This is a genomic window from Halovibrio salipaludis, from assembly GCF_002286965.1.
GTDB classification, from domain to species: domain Bacteria; phylum Pseudomonadota; class Gammaproteobacteria; order Pseudomonadales; family Oleiphilaceae; genus Halospina; species Halospina salipaludis.
In genome coordinates this window covers 26,824-45,998 of sequence record NZ_NSKD01000003.1, presented here as the reverse complement: position 1 = coordinate 45,998, position 19,175 = coordinate 26,824, and the positions used below count along the sequence as shown (strand labels likewise).

General features: G+C 61.8%; 21 protein-coding genes. 15 read left to right on the top strand and 6 right to left on the bottom strand.

Going from position 1 to position 19,175, the window contains the following annotated elements:
- Nucleotides 1-67: 67 nt before the first annotated feature.
- Nucleotides 68-616 (top strand): hypothetical protein, encoded by a 549-nt coding sequence (locus CK501_RS07975; protein WP_143421408.1) that lies wholly within the window; start codon nt 68-70, stop codon nt 614-616.
- Nucleotides 613-1,161 (top strand): methylated-DNA--[protein]-cysteine S-methyltransferase, encoded by a 549-nt coding sequence (locus tag CK501_RS07970; protein WP_095617218.1) that lies wholly within the window; start codon nt 613-615, stop codon nt 1,159-1,161. Before CK501_RS07975 ends, CK501_RS07970 begins: the two co-directional genes overlap by 4 nt.
- A 4-nt stretch (nt 1,162-1,165) precedes the next feature.
- On the opposite strand, the gene CK501_RS07965 is transcribed toward CK501_RS07970, so the two are convergent.
- The 4 genes from CK501_RS07965 to CK501_RS07950 form a co-directional block, all read right to left on the bottom strand.
- Nucleotides 1,166-1,540: a zinc ribbon domain-containing protein gene (locus CK501_RS07965; protein WP_095617217.1), complete on the bottom strand. Its 375-nt coding sequence runs from the start codon at nt 1,538-1,540 to the stop codon at nt 1,166-1,168.
- A gap of 80 nt (nt 1,541-1,620) precedes the next feature.
- Entirely contained in the window at nt 1,621-2,703 is a 1,083-nt protein-coding gene (locus CK501_RS07960) for an ABC transporter ATP-binding protein (RefSeq protein WP_095617216.1), read from the bottom strand.
- A complete protein-coding gene (locus CK501_RS07955) occupies nt 2,703-4,262 on the bottom strand; it encodes an ABC transporter permease (RefSeq protein ID WP_198949437.1) in 1,560 nt (519 codons plus the stop codon). Before CK501_RS07955 ends, CK501_RS07960 begins: the two co-directional genes overlap by 1 nt.
- A gap of 28 nt (nt 4,263-4,290) precedes the next feature.
- Entirely contained in the window at nt 4,291-5,304 is a 1,014-nt protein-coding gene (locus tag CK501_RS07950; protein WP_095617215.1) for an iron ABC transporter substrate-binding protein, read from the bottom strand.
- 99 nt (nt 5,305-5,403) lie between these two features.
- Between CK501_RS07950 and CK501_RS07945 the strand changes: the two genes are divergently transcribed.
- The 3 genes from CK501_RS07945 (at nt 5,404) to CK501_RS07935 (ending at nt 7,755) form a co-directional block, all read left to right on the top strand.
- On the top strand, nt 5,404-5,730 hold the full coding sequence (locus CK501_RS07945) for a PilZ domain-containing protein (RefSeq protein WP_233128871.1): 327 nt from the start codon (nt 5,404-5,406) through the stop codon (nt 5,728-5,730).
- Nucleotides 5,727-6,305, top strand: a complete 579-nt coding sequence (locus CK501_RS07940; RefSeq protein WP_143421407.1) for a hypothetical protein — start codon at nt 5,727-5,729, stop codon at nt 6,303-6,305. Before CK501_RS07945 ends, CK501_RS07940 begins: the two co-directional genes overlap by 4 nt.
- A 148-nt stretch (nt 6,306-6,453) precedes the next feature.
- Nucleotides 6,454-7,755: an HD-GYP domain-containing protein gene (locus CK501_RS07935; RefSeq protein WP_095617213.1), complete on the top strand. Its 1,302-nt coding sequence runs from the start codon at nt 6,454-6,456 to the stop codon at nt 7,753-7,755.
- Here the strand turns inward: CK501_RS07935 and CK501_RS07930 are convergent.
- The gene (locus CK501_RS07930) at nt 7,748-8,914 is read right to left on the bottom strand and encodes a hypothetical protein (RefSeq protein ID WP_095617212.1); all 1,167 of its coding nucleotides are present in this window, start codon (nt 8,912-8,914) and stop codon (nt 7,748-7,750) included. The genes CK501_RS07935 and CK501_RS07930 overlap by 8 nt on opposite strands.
- A gap of 151 nt (nt 8,915-9,065) precedes the next feature.
- On the opposite strand from CK501_RS07930, the gene CK501_RS07925 reads away from it, so the two are divergent.
- The 3 genes from CK501_RS07925 to queF are packed head-to-tail and all read left to right on the top strand — an operon-like array spanning nt 9,066 to nt 11,608.
- On the top strand, nt 9,066-10,010 hold the full coding sequence (locus CK501_RS07925; RefSeq protein ID WP_095617211.1) for an ABC transporter ATP-binding protein: 945 nt from the start codon (nt 9,066-9,068) through the stop codon (nt 10,008-10,010).
- Nucleotides 10,007-10,780, top strand: a complete 774-nt coding sequence (locus CK501_RS07920; RefSeq protein ID WP_095617210.1) for an ABC transporter permease — start codon at nt 10,007-10,009, stop codon at nt 10,778-10,780. Before CK501_RS07925 ends, CK501_RS07920 begins: the two co-directional genes overlap by 4 nt.
- Nucleotides 10,781-10,789: 9 nt before the next feature.
- Complete coding sequence (queF, locus tag CK501_RS07915; RefSeq protein WP_095617209.1) at nt 10,790-11,608, top strand: NADPH-dependent 7-cyano-7-deazaguanine reductase QueF; 819 nt, start codon at nt 10,790-10,792, stop codon at nt 11,606-11,608.
- Nucleotides 11,609-11,611: 3 nt separating this feature from the next.
- Here queF and CK501_RS07910 read toward each other — a convergent pair whose 3' ends face one another.
- Nucleotides 11,612-13,018, bottom strand: coding sequence for an adenylate/guanylate cyclase domain-containing protein (locus CK501_RS07910; RefSeq protein WP_233128870.1), 1,407 nt, complete (start codon nt 13,016-13,018; stop codon nt 11,612-11,614).
- Nucleotides 13,019-13,243: 225 nt separating this feature from the next.
- On the opposite strand from CK501_RS07910, the gene flgB reads away from it, so the two are divergent.
- From flgB to flgH, 7 genes are all read left to right on the top strand, one after another.
- Nucleotides 13,244-13,648, top strand: coding sequence for a flagellar basal body rod protein FlgB (gene flgB / locus CK501_RS07905; RefSeq protein WP_095617208.1), 405 nt, complete (start codon nt 13,244-13,246; stop codon nt 13,646-13,648).
- Between the two features lie 3 nt (nt 13,649-13,651).
- Nucleotides 13,652-14,110, top strand: coding sequence for a flagellar basal body rod protein FlgC (gene flgC, locus CK501_RS07900; RefSeq protein WP_095617207.1), 459 nt, complete (start codon nt 13,652-13,654; stop codon nt 14,108-14,110).
- Nucleotides 14,111-14,128: 18 nt separating this feature from the next.
- Nucleotides 14,129-14,824, top strand: coding sequence for a flagellar hook assembly protein FlgD (locus CK501_RS07895; protein WP_233128869.1), 696 nt, complete (start codon nt 14,129-14,131; stop codon nt 14,822-14,824).
- Nucleotides 14,825-14,849: 25 nt separating this feature from the next.
- The gene (locus CK501_RS17075; protein WP_095617206.1) at nt 14,850-16,796 is read left to right on the top strand and encodes a flagellar hook protein FlgE; all 1,947 of its coding nucleotides are present in this window, start codon (nt 14,850-14,852) and stop codon (nt 16,794-16,796) included.
- Between the two features lie 40 nt (nt 16,797-16,836).
- A complete protein-coding gene (gene flgF, locus CK501_RS07885) occupies nt 16,837-17,589 on the top strand; it encodes a flagellar basal-body rod protein FlgF (RefSeq protein WP_095617205.1) in 753 nt (250 codons plus the stop codon).
- An 87-nt stretch (nt 17,590-17,676) separates the two neighbouring features.
- Nucleotides 17,677-18,462, top strand: a complete 786-nt coding sequence (gene flgG, locus CK501_RS07880) for a flagellar basal-body rod protein FlgG (RefSeq protein ID WP_095617204.1) — start codon at nt 17,677-17,679, stop codon at nt 18,460-18,462.
- Between the two features lie 25 nt (nt 18,463-18,487).
- A complete protein-coding gene (gene flgH, locus CK501_RS07875; protein WP_095617203.1) occupies nt 18,488-19,174 on the top strand; it encodes a flagellar basal body L-ring protein FlgH in 687 nt (228 codons plus the stop codon).
- The last annotated feature ends 1 nt before the right edge of the window (nt 19,175 follow it).

Genomic DNA, 19,175 nt, shown 5'->3' with positions numbered 1-19,175 from the left:
ATATAGTATTGGGTGAAGACTCCGGAGCAATGGGTTATCCTGCGGTTTTCGGACGATGGATGCCTTCATGCGGATCAGGATTCTGCTGTTGCTCACTGTGGTCGCTGCTGCACTGCTGGCGACCGGCTGCACAACCACGGACGTGGCGATGGAGCAGCAGGCTGCTCCCGAACCGGTCACCGATGATCGGCCCCTGCCGAGCTGGAATCGGCTGATGCGGGAGACACTGCCGGTGGTGAAGGCGGAGCTGGCCGCCGAAGGCGAGCGTTTCCGCCCACGGGCGTTTGTGCTGTCCCGCCGCGGCGGGGTCCGTGGGGTGCATATTGATCCCGCTTCCGGGGCGGATGACAGCGAACGTATTGAGCTGATCTTTGAGAGCTTGGAGGCGATTCTCCGGGGGGATGATGTTGTGGCACTGGTGGTCTATGCCACCGGCGAGGGCGAGCTGCTCGACAGCCGGGACCGCAGCAACATGGTGGTGGCTCACCTTGAGCATTTCTCCGGCCGGGCATTGCTGCGGCGCCTGAGTTACCAGCGGGAAGGCGATGAACTGACATTCGGGCCCGAGGACGTGGACCGCACCGGCGCCCTGGTCATGGGGGAGAGGAATCAATGAACGTCATCTGGCTGCAGCGCCCGGAGCCCGTGGGGGCTCTGGAGTATGGCGAGCTTGACTCGCCCTGGGGGCGGGTCTGGTCACTGTGGCATGAGGATGCGCTGACCCAGCTAGCGTTCGTGGACAGCCCTTCGGATCTGGAAAGCCGTTTCAACCGGGCGGTCAGGATCTGGCGCCGGGAACCCGACGCGATGCCGGAAGACGACGATCGGCTCATCGGCCTCAGCGCCATTCTCCACGCCTGGCCCCATGGGGTGGCGGTCTCCATGCCGACGCTTGAGATGGTGGGGTCCGCGTTCCAGCAACGGGTCTGGCGTTATCTGTTGCGGCTCGACCCGGGGCAGTGCCTCACCTATGGCGAAGTGGCCCGTCACATTGGCCAGCCCGGGGCCGCCCGGGCAGTGGGCGCGGCGGTGGGCGCCAACCCGGTTTCCGTTCTGGTCCCGTGTCACCGTGTACTGCCGGCTTCCGGCGGAACCGGACACTACGGCGGAGGTGAACGGCGCAAGCGGTGGCTGTTGAGCGGCGAGGGCGTGGGCCTTTGACGGCCTACTGGGCGTTCTGCGGCGGCAGGCGGTAGCGCATGCGCTTGCTGATGCCGCGGAACGCAAGGTAGAGCAGGTAGATAAAGGCGATGACCAGCGTCAGGGCGCCCAGGGCCAGCCCGCCTTCCCGCAGCAGCAGGTTGGTGTTCCCTTCCGAGACCAGAAGCGCAAACGCCCGAACGCCATGGTACTGGAGCAGGTAGAACGTGATTCCGCCCCCGAGTACCGCGGAGATGAACTGGCTGAAGACGATCAGCAGTGAGGGAATGGTCGCTGTATGGCCACAGTGGCCGCACTGGTAGCGGTCGGTGTACTCCGGCTCATCCTCGCTCCGGATGGGATCCATAAGCCCCTGTCGGCAGTTCGTGCACACCAGCATGCGGCTTGGTCTCCGGCATATTGCGTCAGTGACTGACTGTATAGCGTGTCAGGCGCCACAGCACAACCCCGATGGCGGCATCAGTGCTGCGTCTGGGAGCGCCCCTCGTCCGGCAGCACGGAGGCTTCCCCGGCCGTCTGCAGTCTGACCCTGGCACCGACTTCCAGCGGATCGTGGTTGGGGACGATGGCGCAGTATCGGCTGTCACCCCGGGCGAGCAGGTAGAAATAGTCATGCCCCCGGAATTCCCGGTCCACGATGATGGCGCTGTCCGGATCCTCAGAGCGCACCAGGGCGAGATCCTCGGGCCTGAGCGAGAGGGTCACGGGCCCGTGGGCCTGGGTGTTGAGTGAGATGGGGCCCAGGGCGGTGGCAGCGGAAAGCCCCGCTGCTTCGCCTTCCAGGAGGTTGGTATGGCCAAGGAACTCGGCCACAAAGGCATCGGCGGGCTCACGGTAGACCGCCTGGGGCGGGCCCACCTGGAGCAGCCGCCCCTGGCGCATGACGCCGATGCGGTCCGCCATCGTCATGGCCTCGGCCTGGTCGTGGGTGACCAGGATCACGGTGGTGCCCGTTTTCTTGAACAGTTCCCGCATTTCCTTGCGGGTGCGCTCACGCAGCCCCGCGTCCAGGTTGGAGAAGGGCTCGTCCAGAAGGACCAGCTCGGGTTCCGCTGCCAGGGTTCGTACCAGGGCTACACGCTGCTGCTGCCCGCCGGAGAGTTCCTCCGGGAAGCGCTCCCCGAGCTCCGCCATGTTCACCAGTGCCAGCCATTCCAGTGCTCTGGCATGGCGCTGTTTGCGGGGCAGGTGGGTCATGGCGAAGGCGACGTTTTCGGCAAGCGTCATGTGGGGGAAGAGCGCGTAGTCCTGGAATACCATGCCGATGCGCCGCTTCTGGGTGGGGACATTGGTGATGTCGCGCTCACCCAGCAGGACGCTGCCGCTGTCAGGGGTCTCGAAGCCGGCAATCATGCGCAGGGTAGTGGTCTTACCGCAACCGGAAGGCCCCAGCAGCGCCAGGATCTCGCCGCGGTAGAGCTCGAAGCAGACGTTGTCCACGGCAGGACGGTCCGCATCGCGGAAACGGCGGACAAGGTGACGGGTGCTCAGCAGGGGAGTGCTGGCAGGGGCGGTGCTGTGAATGGGTGAATACTCCCGCATCAGTGTCGGTCCCCTTCACGGTTCAGGATCAGGGCAACGGAAAGCCCGGAGAACAGCATGATGGCAGCGGCAAAGGGGGCGGCTTCCGCCATCATACCTTCTGAGGTGCGGCTGAATACAGTCACGGCCAGCGTGGTGTAGCCGGTGGGCGCCAGCAGGAAGGTGATGGGCAGCTCTTTCATACAGAACAGGAACACCAGGGCCAGGGCGGCCAGAATGCTTTTCCTGAGGTGGGGAAAGACCACGTTGAAAAAGGTGCTGGAGGGGCCATGCCCGAGTGAGTGGGCGGCTTCTTCCATGCTGGGGCGCATCTGCATCAGGGTGCTGCGCAGTGGGCCCATGGCCAGCGCCACTGTCGCCAGCGCCCAGCCCAGGATCAGCAGGGCCAGCGTCTGGTAGAGAACAGTGACCGTGTTCAATGCCAGGAACACCAGTGCCAGGGCCAGCGTCAGCGGTGGAATGGCATAACCGATGTAGGCGGAACGCTCCACGGCGTTGGCCATCCTTGAGGGATGGCGCACGGCCAGATAGGCCACCGGCAGGGCCATGGCGGTGGCCAGCAGTGCCGCGGGCATGGCTGCCACGGCGGAGCGCGCGAAGACCAGCGGTACTTCCAGGAAGAAGGACAGCGGCGGCGGCGCCATGAGCAGCCAGTAGGCCAGGATCACCACGGGCAGACCCAGCGAGGCCAGTACCACGACGCTGACGAACACCCACGCTGGAATCCGCCATTTCCCCAGCTGGTGGGGTGGGGCATGGCGTTCCACACCCCGACCCGTGCTGGCCAGTCGCCGGCGGCGCAGGATGACGCTCTCGCTCATCACGAACACCAAGGCGATGGCCAGCAGCATCAGAGAGAGCCAGGCCGCATAGATGCGGTCGAAGGCGCCGGAGTACTGGTTGAAAATGGCATAGCTGAAGACCTCGTAGCGCATGAGCGCCACCACCCCGAAATCCCCCAGCGCGTAGAGCCCAATGACCAGCCAGCCTGCCATGAGTGACGGCATGAGCTGGCTCAGGATGATGCGCCGGAAGATGGCCGTCTCCGAGTGACCCATGCTGCGTGCGCTTTCCTCGAGGCTGGCATCCAGTCCGAGCAGCGCTGATCGCAGGTTCAGGAACAGGTACGGGAAGGTATAGAGACTCAGGCCTGCCACAGCCCCCCAGTACCCCTGGATGCGTGGCAGCTGCCAGTCGAAGAGCTGGGCGGTGATGCCGTAGTGCCCGCCAATACCGATGAGCGCATAGGCCATCACATACCCGGGCACCGCCAGTGGGACCACACCCAGAATGGTGAGCAGGCGCCGGTGGCCCATGTCCGTGCGTGTGACCAGCCATGCCAGCGGCAGGGCGATGATGGTTGTAACCACCAGTACCCCGAAGCTGAGTTTCAGGGTGTTGATCAGGAGATGGAGGTTGCGCTCCCGGAAAACCAGGTCCATGACGGTCTGGGGATCCGCCTGGAAGGCGCGCAACCCCAGGTAGCCCAGCGGTACCACCATGGCCACCGCCACCAGCAGTGCGGGAGCCAGAATGTGCAGTGGGGCGCGCTGGGCCATGGAGTCTCCGGCGTTGGTGCGGGAGGAGTCAGATCAGGTCCGCTTCGCGGAGCAGGTCCAGCGTGCCTTCCAGGTCCTCGAGTTCGTCCAGGTTGATCTCTGGAGCTGCGTTCACCAGCTCTTCCAGGGGCTTGAGCTGCGGGTTGCGTTCCACGTCACTGCGCACCGGGTACTCGTGCACCTCCTGTGTGAAGTACTCCTGGGCTTCGGGGGACAGCAGGAAGCGGATGAACTCAACCGCCTGCTCACGGTTCTCCGTGCCCTTGATGATGCCGGTGCCCGCGACGTTTACGAGGTTACCGATGTCGCCGGACTCGAAAAAGTCCTGTTCCGCAGGGTATTGCTCATCGTTCGCCTTGTAGCGCGGCAGATAATAGTTGTTGACCAGGCCAAAGTCGATCGCGCCGTCGGCTACTCCCTCCACCTGGGAGCTGTTGTTGCGGAAGGCTTCCACGCCATTGTCATCCATGGCCTCGAGCCATTCGAGGGTCCGCTCGTCGCCGTGCTCATGGCGCATGGCTGTAACGAACGACTGGAAGGAGCCATTGGTCGGCGCCCAGCCAACGCGGCCTTCGTACTGTGGCTCGGTCAGGTCGAAGACGCTTTCGGGCTTTTCGCTCTCGCTGACGCGCTCCGGGGAATACACGAAGGTGCGGGCGCGGCCGGTCACGGCAACCCATTCACCGGTGCGGCTGCGGAAGATGGGCGGCAGGTCCGAATAGAGGGACTCGGGCAGCGTCGCCAGGCGGTCCGCCTTCGCCAGCGAGCCCATGGCGCCAGCGTCCTGGCCCCAGAAAACGTCGGCCGGTGTCTGGTCGCCTTCCTCCTGCAGCAGTACGGCCAGCTGGGCGGTGTCGCCATAGCGGACGTCCACATTGATACCTGTCCGGGATTCAAAGCGCTCGATCATCGGGCGGACCATGGACTCACCCCGACCGGAATAGAGCGTGAGCGTGCTGGGCTCGTTAACGGCTGAGATGCCGAGATAACCACCGGCGGCGATCAATACCAGCACGATGAGACCAATCAGTTTGTTTTGCATCCGTTTCTCCCTGGAGTGATGATGGCGATGGGATCAGTATTGTAATGTAAATGATTCGCAACTACTAGCTTTCAGGCTGCAGGCGTGGCGGAAGCTGCTATGCTTGCTCCGGACAGCATCAAGGGTGGAACAGGGAGTATGCCTGAGCAGCGGCGTTACATCCGGACGAGCATGAGTGTGCGCATCATGGTGCGCCACCGCGATATCGGCGAGCACGTATTCACAATGCGTGATCTGTCCGATGGCGGTATCTTCGTTCTTGTGGATAATGAGCCTTTCCCCGGGATTGGCAGTGAGGTGGAGGTCCAGGTCCAGGGGTTGCCCGTACCCGCGCCCGTGCGCCGGATGCGGGTGGTGCGCGAGGCCAGTGATGGCTATGGCCTGGCGTTCATGGATACGCAGACCGAGCAGGGAGAAAGCCTTTGAGAACTGCTACTGGCGCCGTGCTGGTCCTGCTGCTGGCAACGGGGCTTTCCGGCTGTGCCACACAGCGGACCCATTATTCCGCCATGACCGCCGAGAACTCCGCCGGAGAGGAGCGGCGTGTGCTGCTGAAATGGAAAACCGCGCGCTACCCCGCCTGGCACTGGCGCCAGGACAGCGCCACACCGGTGACCGTGACGACCCAGTGCAGCCGGCGCGAGTGGAAACTGCGCGACCCCGGAATGGAAGGCACCTGCTCGGAGGATGCAATTGCGGCCTGTGGTGACCCTCGGCTGGATGCCGCGAACGGCGGCTCCCCGGTAGACGCGGGGCAGGTGTGCATGCAGCTGACCGACGCCGGGGGCAGCACGCGGGTTCGCGAGCTTGGCAACCGCGTTGAACTCAGCGTCAGCTGTTCCCCCCGCCAGACGGGTGTGGACATGGGCGACGAGGTGGTCAACGTTGACTATCCGCGTGCCTCGTCTGTGCCCTATATCTTCCGGGTGCGCACTGTGCCCACCGGCAGCCTTACCCAGCGCCCGCCGGAACTCGATGACCGTGTCTGTGACGAGGAGTGATCCCCGCCCGGAAAAGTCCTGTAACATTTCGCCGCATTTGCGGAACGAATCGTCACAGTCGGCGCGTTGCTTCTTATTTCAATTTTGAAACAATGCAAAAAAGAAGAAGCAACACAAAGAAGTCATTCCGGGCGTCGAGGACGAATCCATGGGTGTACAGCGGCGAAAGATCTCCGTAAAGGAACTCGAAATCGGCATGTTCGTTGCGGATCTTGATCGGCCGTGGCATGAGACGCCGTTCCCCATCCAGGGGTTCTACATCCGCAACCAGCAGGAACTGGATGAGCTGACCCGGCACTGCCGCCATGTTCACGTGGATGTGGCGGAGAAGCGCGAGAGTAAGGCCGCCGACTCCTCGGGGGCCGCGGCCCGGCGTGACAGCAGTGATGGCAAGGTGATCAAGCTGCCGGCCATCAAGGTCCGCAATCCCCATCATTACGAGACCACACGCCCTCTGCGCAAGGAAATCCGCGACGTTCAGCCGGTTCTGGACGGCGTTGAGAAAGCCCTGGACAAGGTCAATGAAACCCTGGCTGCCGGCGAAAGTGAGGTCGACGTGGCAGAGGTTTCCTCTGTTGCCCGCACGATGGCAGAGAGCGTGGCACGTAATCCCGATGCGCTGCTGTGGCTCAGCCGCGTCCAGAGCCGCGATGATTACTCCTATCGCCATTCCCTCAACATCAGCATCTGGGCCCTGCTTCTGGGGCGTCAGCTCGGGCTGGACCCGGACGTGCTGCACAAGCTTTCGCTGGGCGCGTTGCTCTCGCACATCGGTAAGGCGCGTCTGCCCGAGGGCATGCAGGTGCCCGAGCGTGAGCTGACCGCTGAGCAGTGGCAGACCTACTGCCGCTACCCGGAGGTCGGGGCCCGCCTTGCGGCGGCTTCCGGTCTGCCGCGCGTGGTGGTGAACGTGATCCGTTACCACCGGGAACGCCATAACGGCACCGGGTTCCCGCAGCAGGTCAACGGTGAGCATATTCCCCTGCTGGCGAAGCTCGTAGGGCTGGTTGATTACTATGAAACCCTGATTGAGCCCAGGGACAGGCGCAGCCAGCTGACGCCGGCCCAGGCTGTCTCCAGGCTCTTTGAGTGCCGCAACAGCCAGTTCCAGGAAGATCTGGTTGAGCAGTTCATTCAGGCGGTGGGGGTCTACCCGACGGGCACCATCGTGGAACTGGCGACCCGCGAGGTGGCCGTGGTGGTGTCACACACGCCGAAGCGCCGCCTCTGGCCCAGCGTGATGGTGCTGACCGATACCGATAAGAAGCCCCTCCAGCAGGGCCACATCGTGGATCTGGCCAAACAGAATGAGGAGGCGGCGGACGCCAACGCCCGCATCGTGGACTGCAAACCCTTCGGTTACGGGGGCATTGATCCCTCGCAGTACGAGGTGACCGGCGCGGCGGCACGCCAGCGCTCCCGCTGGAGTCTCAAGGGGCTGTTCAGTTGACTTCCACCAGCAGGTTCTTGCGGAACCAGCGGTAGTTGTCGAACCCCGGGTAATCCACCTTGAAGTTCACGAGTATCGTGCCGCTTTCCGCGGGGCTGCTGGTATTCCGGTAGAATTCCACGGTGCCTTCCTGGCGGTCCACGCTGTGGACCGCCCAGCCCGTACCCTTCGCTTTCGCCTCCAGCCGTTTCAGTGAGAAGCCGGATGAACCGGTGCGTTTGATGGCCACTGTTCTGATGCGGCCATCTGAGGGGCTGATGGTCAGGGTGCCGGGATCAAGGTAGAAGGCGGTCGCCAGGTCGTTCCTGAAATCCAGCGTATCCTGGGAAAGAAACTCAATGGCGTTGCCGGTGGTGGCCCCCTCGAGTGTGCGGCGGGCATTGAGGATGTTGGATCGTTCATCCGACAGCTCTTCCTGCTGCTCACCGCTGGCATTGTCGATCTCGGACTGGGTGGGCGGGGCTTCACAGAGCTCGTCGCCTTCCGGCTCGAAGCAGATGCTGTCCAGCAGGCGGTTGGCTGGTGACGGGTCGATCAGGTCACCCGTCTCGGGGTCCCGGTTGTCATTCGAGACGTTATCCGGCCTTGAGAACGATTCGGTGGAAACACTGAAATCAATGCGTGGATTGCTGTCATCGGCCAGGTAGCTGTTGAGCTGATCGATGGTCCGTTGCGTGATTTCGAGAGTTTCCTCCGAGGAACCCGGATTGTCCTGCTCCGCGAGTGCGGAAAGCAGGCGCGTGATGTTGATGGCGATCGCGTTGTTTTCCGCCAGATCCTCTTCAATGCCGCGATGGGTTTCCAGGTTTTCATTATCGGTGCCGCCGCTGTGCAGCTGCCTGCGGGCCTCCGCCGTGAAGTCGACGGGCGTGAGGAGGGGGGCGGCGGGCACGTTTTCGGCGAGGACAAGGTTGCCCACCCGGAAGGTCAGTGTCTCGCCGGGGCGGTAGCGGAATTCGCCGTCCTCATTGGTGGTCCCGGACTGGCTGCGCGTTTCATAATGGAGGTTCTCGACGCCCTGGGTGAAAAGGGTGCCCGTGCGCAGGTCGCCGTTCCCGTCGCTATCACTGCCGCCGCAGCCGGCAAGTGCCAGCAGGCATCCCGTGGTGAGAAGGGTGGTTATCATCCGTGCTGCGTATCGCGGGGTCTGGGTGGTCATTGCTCGTCCATAGGCCCTGAACTGTTGCGTTTCGGCATTGTAGGAAGCTGCAGCCGGTTCTGATCTGACACAGGTCGCAGATTGGGCAATGCCCTTGCATCAGGGCACGTGATCCCCATAATCAGCGACGTTGATTCGATAAGAGATCTCTATGGAATACGCACTGGATATTCGCGGATTGCGCAAGACCTTTCCCGGCGGCCTTGAGGCCCTGAAGGGGATTGATATGCAGGTCGAAGCCGGTGACTTCTTTGCCCTGCTGGGGCCGAACGGGGCCGGCAAATCCACCACGCTCGGCGTGCTTGCCTCTCTGGTGCGCAAGACGTCCGGGCAGGTGCGGGTGTTCGATGCTGACCTGGATACCGATCCCGCGCGTCTCAAGACATGGCTCGGTTTTGTCCCCCAGGAGTTCAATTTCAACCAGTTCGAGAAAGTGGGTGACATCGTGCGCACCCAGGCCGGCTATTACGGGATGGCGCCGGCCCGGGCGGCGCTCAATGCCGAGCGTTACCTGCGCGAGCTGGGCCTTTGGGACAAGCGCAACTCTCCGGCACGCATGCTCTCCGGGGGCATGAAGCGCCGGCTGCTCATTGCCCGGGCGCTGGTGCATGAGCCCCGGGTCCTGATCCTGGACGAACCCACGGCGGGCGTGGACATTGAGCTGCGGCGTTCCATGTGGGGATTTCTTGAGCGCATCAACCGCGAGGGGGTCACCATCATCCTGACCACCCACTATCTGGAGGAGGCGGAAGCGCTGTGCCGCAACATCGCCATCATCGACGGTGGCCGCATCCTTCAGCACACCTCCAAACAGGCCCTGCTGCAGCAGCTGAGCATGGAGCATTTCATACTCGATATCCGCAACGATCCCGGAACCCTGCCGCAGCTTGAGGGCTATCACTGCTTCCGCAATGACGAGGGGGCACTGGTCGTCGAGGTTGAAAAGGAGGACGGCCTGAACGACGTCTTCCGCCAGCTCGGTGAGCAGGGCTGGGAGGTGACCAGCATGCGCAACCGTTCCAACCGGCTGGAGGAGCTGTTCATGAGCCTGGTGGGGCGTTCGCTGCCGGAATCCGAAGAGGAGGAGAGCGCATGACGCCGTACCAGATCTGGATCGCCTTCATGACCATCGTCGTGCGCGAGGTGCGGCGCTTCACCCGCATCTGGCCGCAGACCCTGCTGCCGCCAGCGGTGACCATGACCCTGTACTTCGTGATCTTCGGCAACCTGATCGGAAGCCGCATCGGGCCCATGGAAGGCTACGACTACATGGAGTTCATTGTGCCGGGGCTGATCATGATGTCGGTGATCACCAGCTCCTACGCCAATGTGGTGTCCTCGTTCTTCAGCATGAAGTTCCAGCGCAGCATTGAGGAACTGCTGGTCTCGCCCACGCCCAACTGGGTGATCCTGACTGGCTACCTGGCCGGTGGCATGGCGCGCGGCCTGATCGTGGGTTTCGTGGTCATGCTGGTGTCACTGGCGTTCACCACCCTGGAGTTCTACAGCCCGGTCCTGGTGGTTACCACGGCGCTGCTCACGTCGCTGGTGTTCTCTCTGGGCGGGTTCATCAACGCCATGTTCGCCACCAAGTTCGATGACATCTCGATTGTGCCGACCTTTGTGCTGACGCCACTGACCTATCTCGGGGGCGTGTTCTATTCCATCAACCTGCTGGATCCGTTCTGGCAGGGGCTCTCCATGGCCAATCCGATCCTCTACATGGTCAACGCTTTCCGCTACGGGGTGCTGGGGGCTTCCGACGTTGGACCGGTCTGGGCCATTGGGATGCTGTTGGTGTTCTCGGTGGTATTGTTCACGGTGAGCCTGCGCCTGCTTGACCGCGGCAAGGGCATCCGCAGCTGAGGAGGCGACATGGAACTGGATGATGCACCACTGGGCCGGACCAGCGCCTACCCGGAGCACTATGATCCGGCGCTTCTGTATCCCGTGGCCCGGGCGCAGGCACGGGAGCCCCTGGGGCTGGCTGACGGCTGGCCCTGGCAGGGCGAGGACCGCTGGCAGGCCTGGGAACTGAGCTGGCTGCGCCCGGATGGGGTGCCCCGGGTGGCCACGGCCGAGTTCCGGGTGCCCGCGGATTCGCCCAACCTGATTGAATCCAAGTCGCTCAAGCTGTATCTCAATGCCTTCAACAGCACAGTGTTCGAGGGCGTGGAGTCGGTGCGCACCACCATTGAGCGGGATCTGTCCGAAGCCGCGGGCGCTGCGGTCTCCGTGGTGCTGGGGGATGTGGACGCGGATGCCGGGCTGGTGGCTCGGCCTGAAGGGGCGCACCTGATTGATAACGTGGAAGGCGTGATCATGCCCGACGATGGGCCTCTGGCCTCACTGCGTTCGCTGGATGGCGATGTGGTCACCGAGACCCTGTGTTCGCACCTGCTGCGCAGCCTCTGCCCGGTGACGGGCCAGCCGGACTGGGCCACGCTTGTGGTCCACTACACCGGGGCCCGCATACGCCCGGAAGCGCTGCTGGGCTATGTCATCAGCTATCGCGAGGCACGGGACTTCCACGAGGCCTGTGTGGAGCGGATCTTCACGGATCTGAGGAATACCCTGACGCCGGAGCGGCTGAGTGTGGGGGCGTTCTATACCCGCCGTGGTGGGCTCGACATCAACCCCTGGCGCTCGACCCACCAGGGGGATGCGCCGGCCCCGAGGCTCCTGCGCCAGTAGGCGCTACTCGTCGCGCAGGCGCCGGGCCGCCCGGTCCAGCGCCTGGATGATGTGCTCGCGCTCACCCTCGCTGACCTTTTCCGAGTCCAGGTACATGGCGAAGCCGTCACCCTCGTGTTCGAGGAAGCTGCGCTGGTCGCCCACATCCTGGCGCAGGTCGATGACCTGGTAGATGGGTACCGGGCGTGCGAAGCCCTTCACGGTGATCTCGCCCTTGTCACGGCACAGGATGCTGTCCTTGATCAGTGAGAAGGTCTCATAGGACACCAGGATCTCGCCGGGATCCGCCAGTTCCTCCAGCCGGCTGGCCAGGTTCACTTCCTTGCCAATGATGGTGTAGTCCATGCGGTTGTCCGCGCCGAAGTTGCCCACGGTGCAGAAACCGGTGCTGATGCCCATGCGGATCTCCAGGGGCGTGCGGATGCCCTGGCTTTTCCATTTCTGGCGAAGCACCGTCATGTGCTTGCGCATCTCGATGGCCATGGACACACAGGCCTGTGTGTCCTTCTTCGCGCCCTGGCTGGTGGGGTCACCGAAGAAGATCATGATGCTGTCGCCCACGAACTTGTCGATGGTGCCGCCATACTTCAGCGCGATCTGGGACATCTCGGTGAAGTAGGTATTGAGCAGCTCCGTCAGCCCTTCCGGTTCCATCTCCTCGGAAAGCTCGGTGAACCCCTGGATGTCGGAGAAGAAAACCGCCAGTTTCTTGCGCTGGGTTTCCAGCCGCACGTCGCGTTCACCCGTGAAGATGGACTGCCACACCTGGGGCGACAGGTACTTGGCCAGCTTGTGCGAGAGGGCGATGGACTGTTCACGCTGGTACTGGATCTGGGACTTGGCCGCCACCAGCGCGCGCGCCTGGAGATAGGTGTAGAAGGCCATGACGCACACATAGAGGGTGGTCACCACGCCGCTCACCACGGTGAGCGTGGGCGGAGCCCATGGTTCGAAGCTGGCACCGGCAACCGGCAGTGATGAGAGCACCCCAACCGCCAGCGCGGCAACGTTCAGCGCCCAGGCCCTCAGCCCCCCGACAATGATGCCGCTGAAGCTGATCATCAGCAGCAGCATCATTGACGGCATGACGCTGAACTCGATATAGACCGTTAAGGAGCCGATGAGGAAGCCGTCGAGCAGCAGTATGCGCTCGCGGATCTGTGGTGTGCGTTTGGGGAATATCGCGCGGGAGAGGAAGTAGAGAACGTGTGGCCAGATCAGGGCCAGTGGCACGAACCAGATCAGGTAGTCATGGAAGTGATCGAGAAACACCCCTGTGCCGAGAATGGCCGCACCGGCCATGTAGCCGAGTACCCGCGCATGGTAATCCGGCATGGGCGGAATGGCGCTCGGCTTCTGCTTGGGGTCCATGGCCGTCAGGCTCGAAGGCATGAGGGGTACGTTCATCATTGTCCAACGATCGCATCCATGTTGAGGGAACGTTACCAGCAAACGCCCGGGCTCACAATTGACCCCGAAGACAGCGGTTTCCGGCACTGGCACAGGTTTGCCGCTATTGCACCCGTATTTTTGCCGTTGCGGCGTTAATGCCTGAATACAAAGGAGTGTAGCACTTTGGCACCGCTATTGCTTAATACCGACAAAGCCCGATTACCCGGCAAAAAGGGGCCAGTCATGACCACGATCAGCTTTGACAACGCATTCGGCATTCACGACGACGCAATGCGGTTGCGCTCCCAGCGCTCCGAAGTGCTCGCCAACAACCTCGCCAATGCCGATACGCCCGGCTACAAGGCACGTGATATTGATTTCCAGGCCGCCTTGCAGGAGGCCCAGGGCCAGCAGGAAGGCATGGCGATGACAGCCTCGGATTCCGGGCATATGACCGGCGAGGGTGGCGGTGGCGGCAGCCCGGAGCTGATGTACCGCAACCCGATCCAGCCGTCGATCGATGGCAATACCGTGGATACCCAGACGGAGATGTCGAAGTACATGCGCAACTCCATGGAGTTCCAGTCCAGTTTCCAGTTCCTGAACAGCAGTATTAAGGGACTCAAAGACGCACTCGCGGGGCAGTAAACCATGTCACTCAATCAGGTCTTTGATATTGCCGGCTCTGCCATGTCGGCCCAGTCGATCCGGCTGAACACAACCTCCAGCAACCTGGCGAACGCCGAGACGGCCAGCTCCAGTACCGACGAGGTTTACCGGGCGCGCAAACCCATCTTCTCCGCCATCCAGGCAGACATGATGGGCCAGGGCGGTGGTGCCCAGGAAGCTGGCTTCTCGCGCAATGAGCTGGAATCCGCCGGGGTTCAGGTGGATGCCATCGTGGAAAGCGATGTGGAGCTGGAACAGCGTTATCAGCCGGATCATCCCAAGGCGGATGACAACGGCTATGTGTATTACCCGAACGTCAACGTGGTGGAGGAAATGGCGGACATGATGTCGGCGTCGCGCTCCTTCCAGACCAATGTTGAGGTGATGAACACGGCCAAGAGCATGATGCAGCGTGTGATGACGCTGGGTCAGGGTCAGTAAACGGGAGCGGGGGCAGCAATGATGGACGGCGTTAACGGCTCAAACAACTCGGCTTCCGACATCCTCAAGGAGTATCGGAACGAGAATCAGAAGGGTCAGAGCGAGGGCGGCAAGAAAGCCTCGGATATGGGCCGCAATGAGTTCATGGATCTCATGATGGCCCAGATGAAGAACCAGAACCCGCTTGACCCGCAGAAGAACGAGGATTTCGTGGCCCAGCTGGCCCAGTTCTCGTCCCTCGAGGAAATGCAGAGCATCAATACCTCCGTAGAGGATGCCATGGGCCAGTTCCGCTCAACCCAGGCGCTGCAGGCTTCCGCCATGGTGGGGCAGCAGGTCCAGGTGGAGGGTAACATCGCCAACCTTGGTCCTGAGGGCCAGGTGAAGGGCGCGGTGGACGTGCCCAATGCCACCTCGAATCTGCGGGTCAACGTGTACAACCCCTCCGGTGAACTGGTTCGTCAGATGGACATGGGCCCCCGGGGCAGCGGCACGGTGGATTTCAGCTGGGACGGTGAGAACGGCAACGGCGACCTGATGGAGCCAGGGGATTACCGGGTTCAGGCGGAAGCCCAGTACGACGGCGAGACTCAGGAGTTGGCCACCCGGCTCAATGCGAACGTGGACAGCGTCAACCTGGAGAACGGGGGCGTGACGCTGAATCTGGCAGGGCGCGGCTCAGTGCCGCTGGACCAGGTCAAACAGATCAACTGATAACAAGTAGTGGGCGAGGTGTCACATGGCGTTCAATATCGCACTCAGCGGACTCAATGCGGCCCAGACGGATCTGGACGTGAAAGGCAACAACATCGCCAACGCAAGCACCACGGGCTTCAAGCGCTCGCGGGCGGAGTTCGGGGATCTCTATTCCTCGGGGCTCCTGAATCTGGGCAGCACGGATACTGGTGAAGGCGTCAGGGTCCAGAATACCCGGCAGCTGTTTCAGCAGGGCAACGTCACTGCCACCAGTAATGGTCTGGATATGGCGATCAATGGTGAGGGTTTTTTCGTCGTCAATAACGGGGGGGAACAGCAGTTCACCAGGGCTGGTGAGTTTGGTGTCAATCAGGAAGGCTTCATCACCAACAACCAGGGTGCACGTGTTCAGGGCTTTCAGGCTAATGAGGATGGCGAAGTAGGCGACGTGCGGGGTGATCTGGAGGTCAATACCGAGAACCTCGCCCCCAAACGAACGACCGATGTGGATGCCAACCTTAACCTGGATGCCAGGGAAGAAGTTATCCGGGAAGAATTCAGGGATTTTGATGCAGCAGGCGATGATATCAGTCAGGTCGTAGCTGGCAGCGACAGTTTTGACGCGCAGGGTGACGATTACTGGGAAATAACACGCCCGGATGAATCGACTTACACGCTTGGTGAGGAGATACCGGAAAACTCCTCAGCTGCGACTATTGCCCAGCGCTTGACTCAGGAAGACGGGCTGAGGGTGGATGCGACAAACCAGGTGAGAATAACGGACCTGACCAACATTGCTGCGACTGATGAGATTACGATTGGGACTCAGACATACACCATGGATGGTGTTAACAACCTTGATGATTTGCGGGATAAAATCTTGGATGAAGGGGCGCCTGATGGAATCAGTGTCGATCCTGACGTCTCAGGTGAGGTTCTGCTCAAAGAGAGCGAGGGGAACAACATCAATGTCAGTATCCAGGGGACTAACTTCCAAGCTGAGCTGGATGCACCAAATAACAGCGGTCCCGTGAATCTCGATACCACAGGCGCCAACACCGAGGCAACGGCACGGGGTACGCTCAACTTCCAGGTTGACCGCGGTTACGAGATCGCAGCTGGTGATACCAAGATCCTAGATGGAAACGAATTCGACGGTACCGATCTGACCACGAGGAATCCGTTCAACCCTGACGACCCGAATACCTACAACCACTCTACGTCCACTACGATCTACGACAGCCTCGGTAATGGGCATGAACTGACACAGTATTTCGTCAAAGAGCCCTCAACAGGGACCAACCCTGAAAATCTCTGGAAAAGCTATGTCCAGATCGATGGTGAGAATGTTGGACCTGATGATTCTGATGGCAATCCAACGCTGGCTGAATACGAATTGAGGTTCAATGACGATGGAAGTCTGAACGGCAACCTTTCGGACGAGGTTCTGATTGATAACTGGACGCCGCTGGATGCCGGTGGTAATCCGAATGGTGCTGCGGGACCTAACCCGGGTGGTGAGGCCCCCATTCCAGAACCGCCACAAAGCTCCAATTTTGTGATTGATTATGGCAATACCACCCAGGTTGGCGCTGAGTTTGCGGTTAATGATCTGCAGCAGGATGGCTTTTCCACTGGTCGGCTGACAGGTCTGGATGTGACCGATGACGGTGTGATCCAGGCCCGCTTCAGCAACGGTGAATCCGAAGCCATCGGTCAGGTGGCGCTTGCGAATTTCCGGAACAATGAGGGGTTGGCTCCGGTAGGTGATACCGCTTGGGTTGAGACCTTCGAGTCTGGTGATGCTGTGATCAGCCGACCCAATACCGGTCCTCTGGGGGCAATCCAATCGAGCTCCGTTGAGGAATCCAACGTGGATCTCTCCGAGCAGCTGGTGGGCCTGATCACCGCACAGCGGAACTTCCAGGCCAACTCCAAGACCATTGAGACTTCGGACCAGATCACCCAGACCATCATCAACCTGCGGTAAGGCCGCGGGTTGAGGGGCTAATTGAGCACAGGAGGGTTCCATGGACCGCTCGCTCTATCTATCCATGACCGGCGCCAAGCAGAACATGTACGCGCAGCAGGTCAACGCCAACAATCTGGCGAACGCGGATACCACCGGGTTCAAGCAGGACTTCGCCAATGCCCGCAGCATGCCGGTATACGGCGAGCACCACCCGTCCCGGGCCTATGCCATGACGGAGAACCCGGGGGCGGACCTGAGCCACGGCCCGATGAAGCAGACCGGCCGCTCCCTGGATGTTGCGATCAAGGGCGACGGCTGGCTGGCGGTGGAGCCGGAACCCGGCGACGAGGCCTATACCCGTGCCGGAAGCCTTCAGGTTGATGCCAACGGCATCCTGCGTAACGGCGAGGGGCTGCCGGTCATGGGCAACGGTGGCCCGGTTGCCGTGCCACCGGCGGACAAGATCGAAATCGGTGCCGACGGAACCCTCTCAGTGGTGCCGGCCGGGGCACCGAGTGATCAGCTGGTGGAGGTGGACCGGCTCAAGCTCGTGGACCCGGGGGAAGACCAGATCCAGAAGGGGGATGACGGTCTGTTCCGTCTCAAACCCGATGCCGACCAGCAGGGCCCGCTGCAGCCGGATGGCGATGTTCAGGTGGTCAGCGGCTTCCTTGAAGGCTCCAACGTCTCCCCCGTGGAATCCATGATCCAGAACCTCCAGCTTTCCCGCCAGTACGAGATGCAGGTCAAGGCCATGCAGACCGCGGACGAAAACAGCCAAAGTGTGGCACGCCTGTTGCAAGACCTCTGATGGAAACGTCATGGGTGACGGAAAAGCGGCAACCCGATGCCGCCCGCCCGGAAGGGCGCCTCACCCACGCGATCGGAGGACAGAGCAATGCATCCAGCACTTTGGGTCAGCAAGACCGGCCTCGCCGCTCAGGACAAACAGCTGAGCACCATCTCCAACAACCTTTCGAACGTGAACACCACGGGGTTCAAGCGTGACCGGGCCAATTTCCAGGATCTGATGTACCAGACGGAGCGCCAGCCCGGCGGCCTGTCTTCCCAGAACACGGAATTGCCTTCCGGGCTGCAGCTGGGTACTGGTGTACGCGTTGCGGCAACCAGCAAGGAGCATACCCAGGGGGATATGAAAGTCACGGATCAGTCCCTGGATATGGCCATTGATGGCAAGGGTTTTTTCCAGGTTCTCAGGCCCGACGGTGAGATCGCCTACACCCGCAATGGTGAATTCCAGCTCAATTCCGAGGGCGACATCGTCACGCCCAACGGCAATCCGCTTGAGCCCAATATCAACGTGCCGGAAGACGCAACCTCGGTCACCATCGGCCGGGACGGCACCGTCAGTGCCAAGATCGCCAATGAACCCGAGCCACAGGAACTGGGCCAGATCGAGCTGGCGGACTTCGTGAACCCCCAGGGTCTTCAGGCTATAGGCAGCAACCTCTATCAGGAGACCGCGGCCAGCGGGGACCCGCTGATCGGGGAGGCCGGCATTGACGGCATCGGCACCATCGAGCAGGGCATGCTGGAGGGCTCCAACGTGGAGGTGGTTGAGGAAATGGTGAACATGATCACCACCCAGCGGGCCTATGAGATGAACTCCAAGGTCGTCTCGTCTTCGGATCAGATGCTCCAGTTCATTACCCAGAACCTGTAACGCGTCGGGTAGGGGGAGAACCGTTATGACCAAGCCGTCCATACTGCTCAAAAGGGCCGCGCTGCTGATTCTGATGGTGACGCTGGCGGGCTGCCAGGCGATGACCCGGGAGCGGGCCAAGCCCGGTGACCCGGCGTTCGCGCCGGTGGAGCCGGAGGCCATGATGGCGGATCAGCCGGTCAACGGCTCCATCTACCAGAATTCCCGCAGGCATAACCTGTTCAGCGACAGTAAGGCGCTGAATGTGGGCGATGTGGTGACCGTGGAGCTCCAGGAAAGCACGGCTGCCTCCAAGACCTCCAACACCAGTATCACCAAGGACAGTGAGACGGATCTCGAGGCCCCGTCGGTTCTCGGGCAGGACGGTCTTGATGTAGGGACCGATGTGAGCCAGGACCGCCAGTTTGACGGTGAGGCCGAGGCGGACCAGAGCAATCAGATCAGCGGCAGCATCACGGTCACTGTGGTGGAGGTGATGCCCAACGGTGTGCTGCGGGTGCGCGGCGAGAAATGGCTGGAGCTGACCCAGGGCAAGGAATACGTGCGGGTCTCCGGGCTGATACGCCAGCAGGACATCGGCTCGGATAACCGTGTGAATTCCCGCCGGATCGCGGATGCGAGGATCTCCTATGGCGGCACGGGGGACTTTGACCAGGCCAACCGCATGGGCTGGCTGACCCGCTTCTTCAACAGTGAATGGTGGCCGCTGTGAG

Bases quoted from the DNA above. Each gene is read 5' to 3' on its own strand.
- CK501_RS07975 (WP_143421408.1), top strand. From the start codon at position 68: ATGCGGATCAGGATTCTGCTGTTGCTCACTGTGGTCGCTGCTGCACTG.
- CK501_RS07970 (WP_095617218.1), top strand. From the start codon at position 613: ATGAACGTCATCTGGCTGCAGCGCCCGGAGCCCGTGGGGGCTCTGGAG.
- CK501_RS07965 (WP_095617217.1), bottom strand. From the start codon at position 1,540: ATGCTGGTGTGCACGAACTGCCGACAGGGGCTTATGGATCCCATCCGG.
- CK501_RS07960 (WP_095617216.1), bottom strand. From the start codon at position 2,703: ATGCGGGAGTATTCACCCATTCACAGCACCGCCCCTGCCAGCACTCCC.
- CK501_RS07955 (WP_198949437.1), bottom strand. From the start codon at position 4,262: ATGGCCCAGCGCGCCCCACTGCACATTCTGGCTCCCGCACTGCTGGTG.
- CK501_RS07950 (WP_095617215.1), bottom strand. From the start codon at position 5,304: ATGCAAAACAAACTGATTGGTCTCATCGTGCTGGTATTGATCGCCGCC.
- CK501_RS07945 (WP_233128871.1), top strand. From the start codon at position 5,404: ATGCTTGCTCCGGACAGCATCAAGGGTGGAACAGGGAGTATGCCTGAG.
- CK501_RS07935 (WP_095617213.1), top strand. From the start codon at position 6,454: ATGGGTGTACAGCGGCGAAAGATCTCCGTAAAGGAACTCGAAATCGGC.
- CK501_RS07930 (WP_095617212.1), bottom strand. From the start codon at position 8,914: ATGACCACCCAGACCCCGCGATACGCAGCACGGATGATAACCACCCTT.
- CK501_RS07925 (WP_095617211.1), top strand. From the start codon at position 9,066: ATGGAATACGCACTGGATATTCGCGGATTGCGCAAGACCTTTCCCGGC.
- CK501_RS07920 (WP_095617210.1), top strand. From the start codon at position 10,007: ATGACGCCGTACCAGATCTGGATCGCCTTCATGACCATCGTCGTGCGC.
- queF (WP_095617209.1), top strand. From the start codon at position 10,790: ATGGAACTGGATGATGCACCACTGGGCCGGACCAGCGCCTACCCGGAG.
- CK501_RS07910 (WP_233128870.1), bottom strand. From the start codon at position 13,018: ATGATGAACGTACCCCTCATGCCTTCGAGCCTGACGGCCATGGACCCC.
- flgB (WP_095617208.1), top strand. From the start codon at position 13,244: ATGACCACGATCAGCTTTGACAACGCATTCGGCATTCACGACGACGCA.
- flgC (WP_095617207.1), top strand. From the start codon at position 13,652: ATGTCACTCAATCAGGTCTTTGATATTGCCGGCTCTGCCATGTCGGCC.
- CK501_RS07895 (WP_233128869.1), top strand. From the start codon at position 14,129: ATGATGGACGGCGTTAACGGCTCAAACAACTCGGCTTCCGACATCCTC.
- CK501_RS17075 (WP_095617206.1), top strand. From the start codon at position 14,850: ATGGCGTTCAATATCGCACTCAGCGGACTCAATGCGGCCCAGACGGAT.
- flgF (WP_095617205.1), top strand. From the start codon at position 16,837: ATGGACCGCTCGCTCTATCTATCCATGACCGGCGCCAAGCAGAACATG.
- flgG (WP_095617204.1), top strand. From the start codon at position 17,677: ATGCATCCAGCACTTTGGGTCAGCAAGACCGGCCTCGCCGCTCAGGAC.
- flgH (WP_095617203.1), top strand. From the start codon at position 18,488: ATGACCAAGCCGTCCATACTGCTCAAAAGGGCCGCGCTGCTGATTCTG.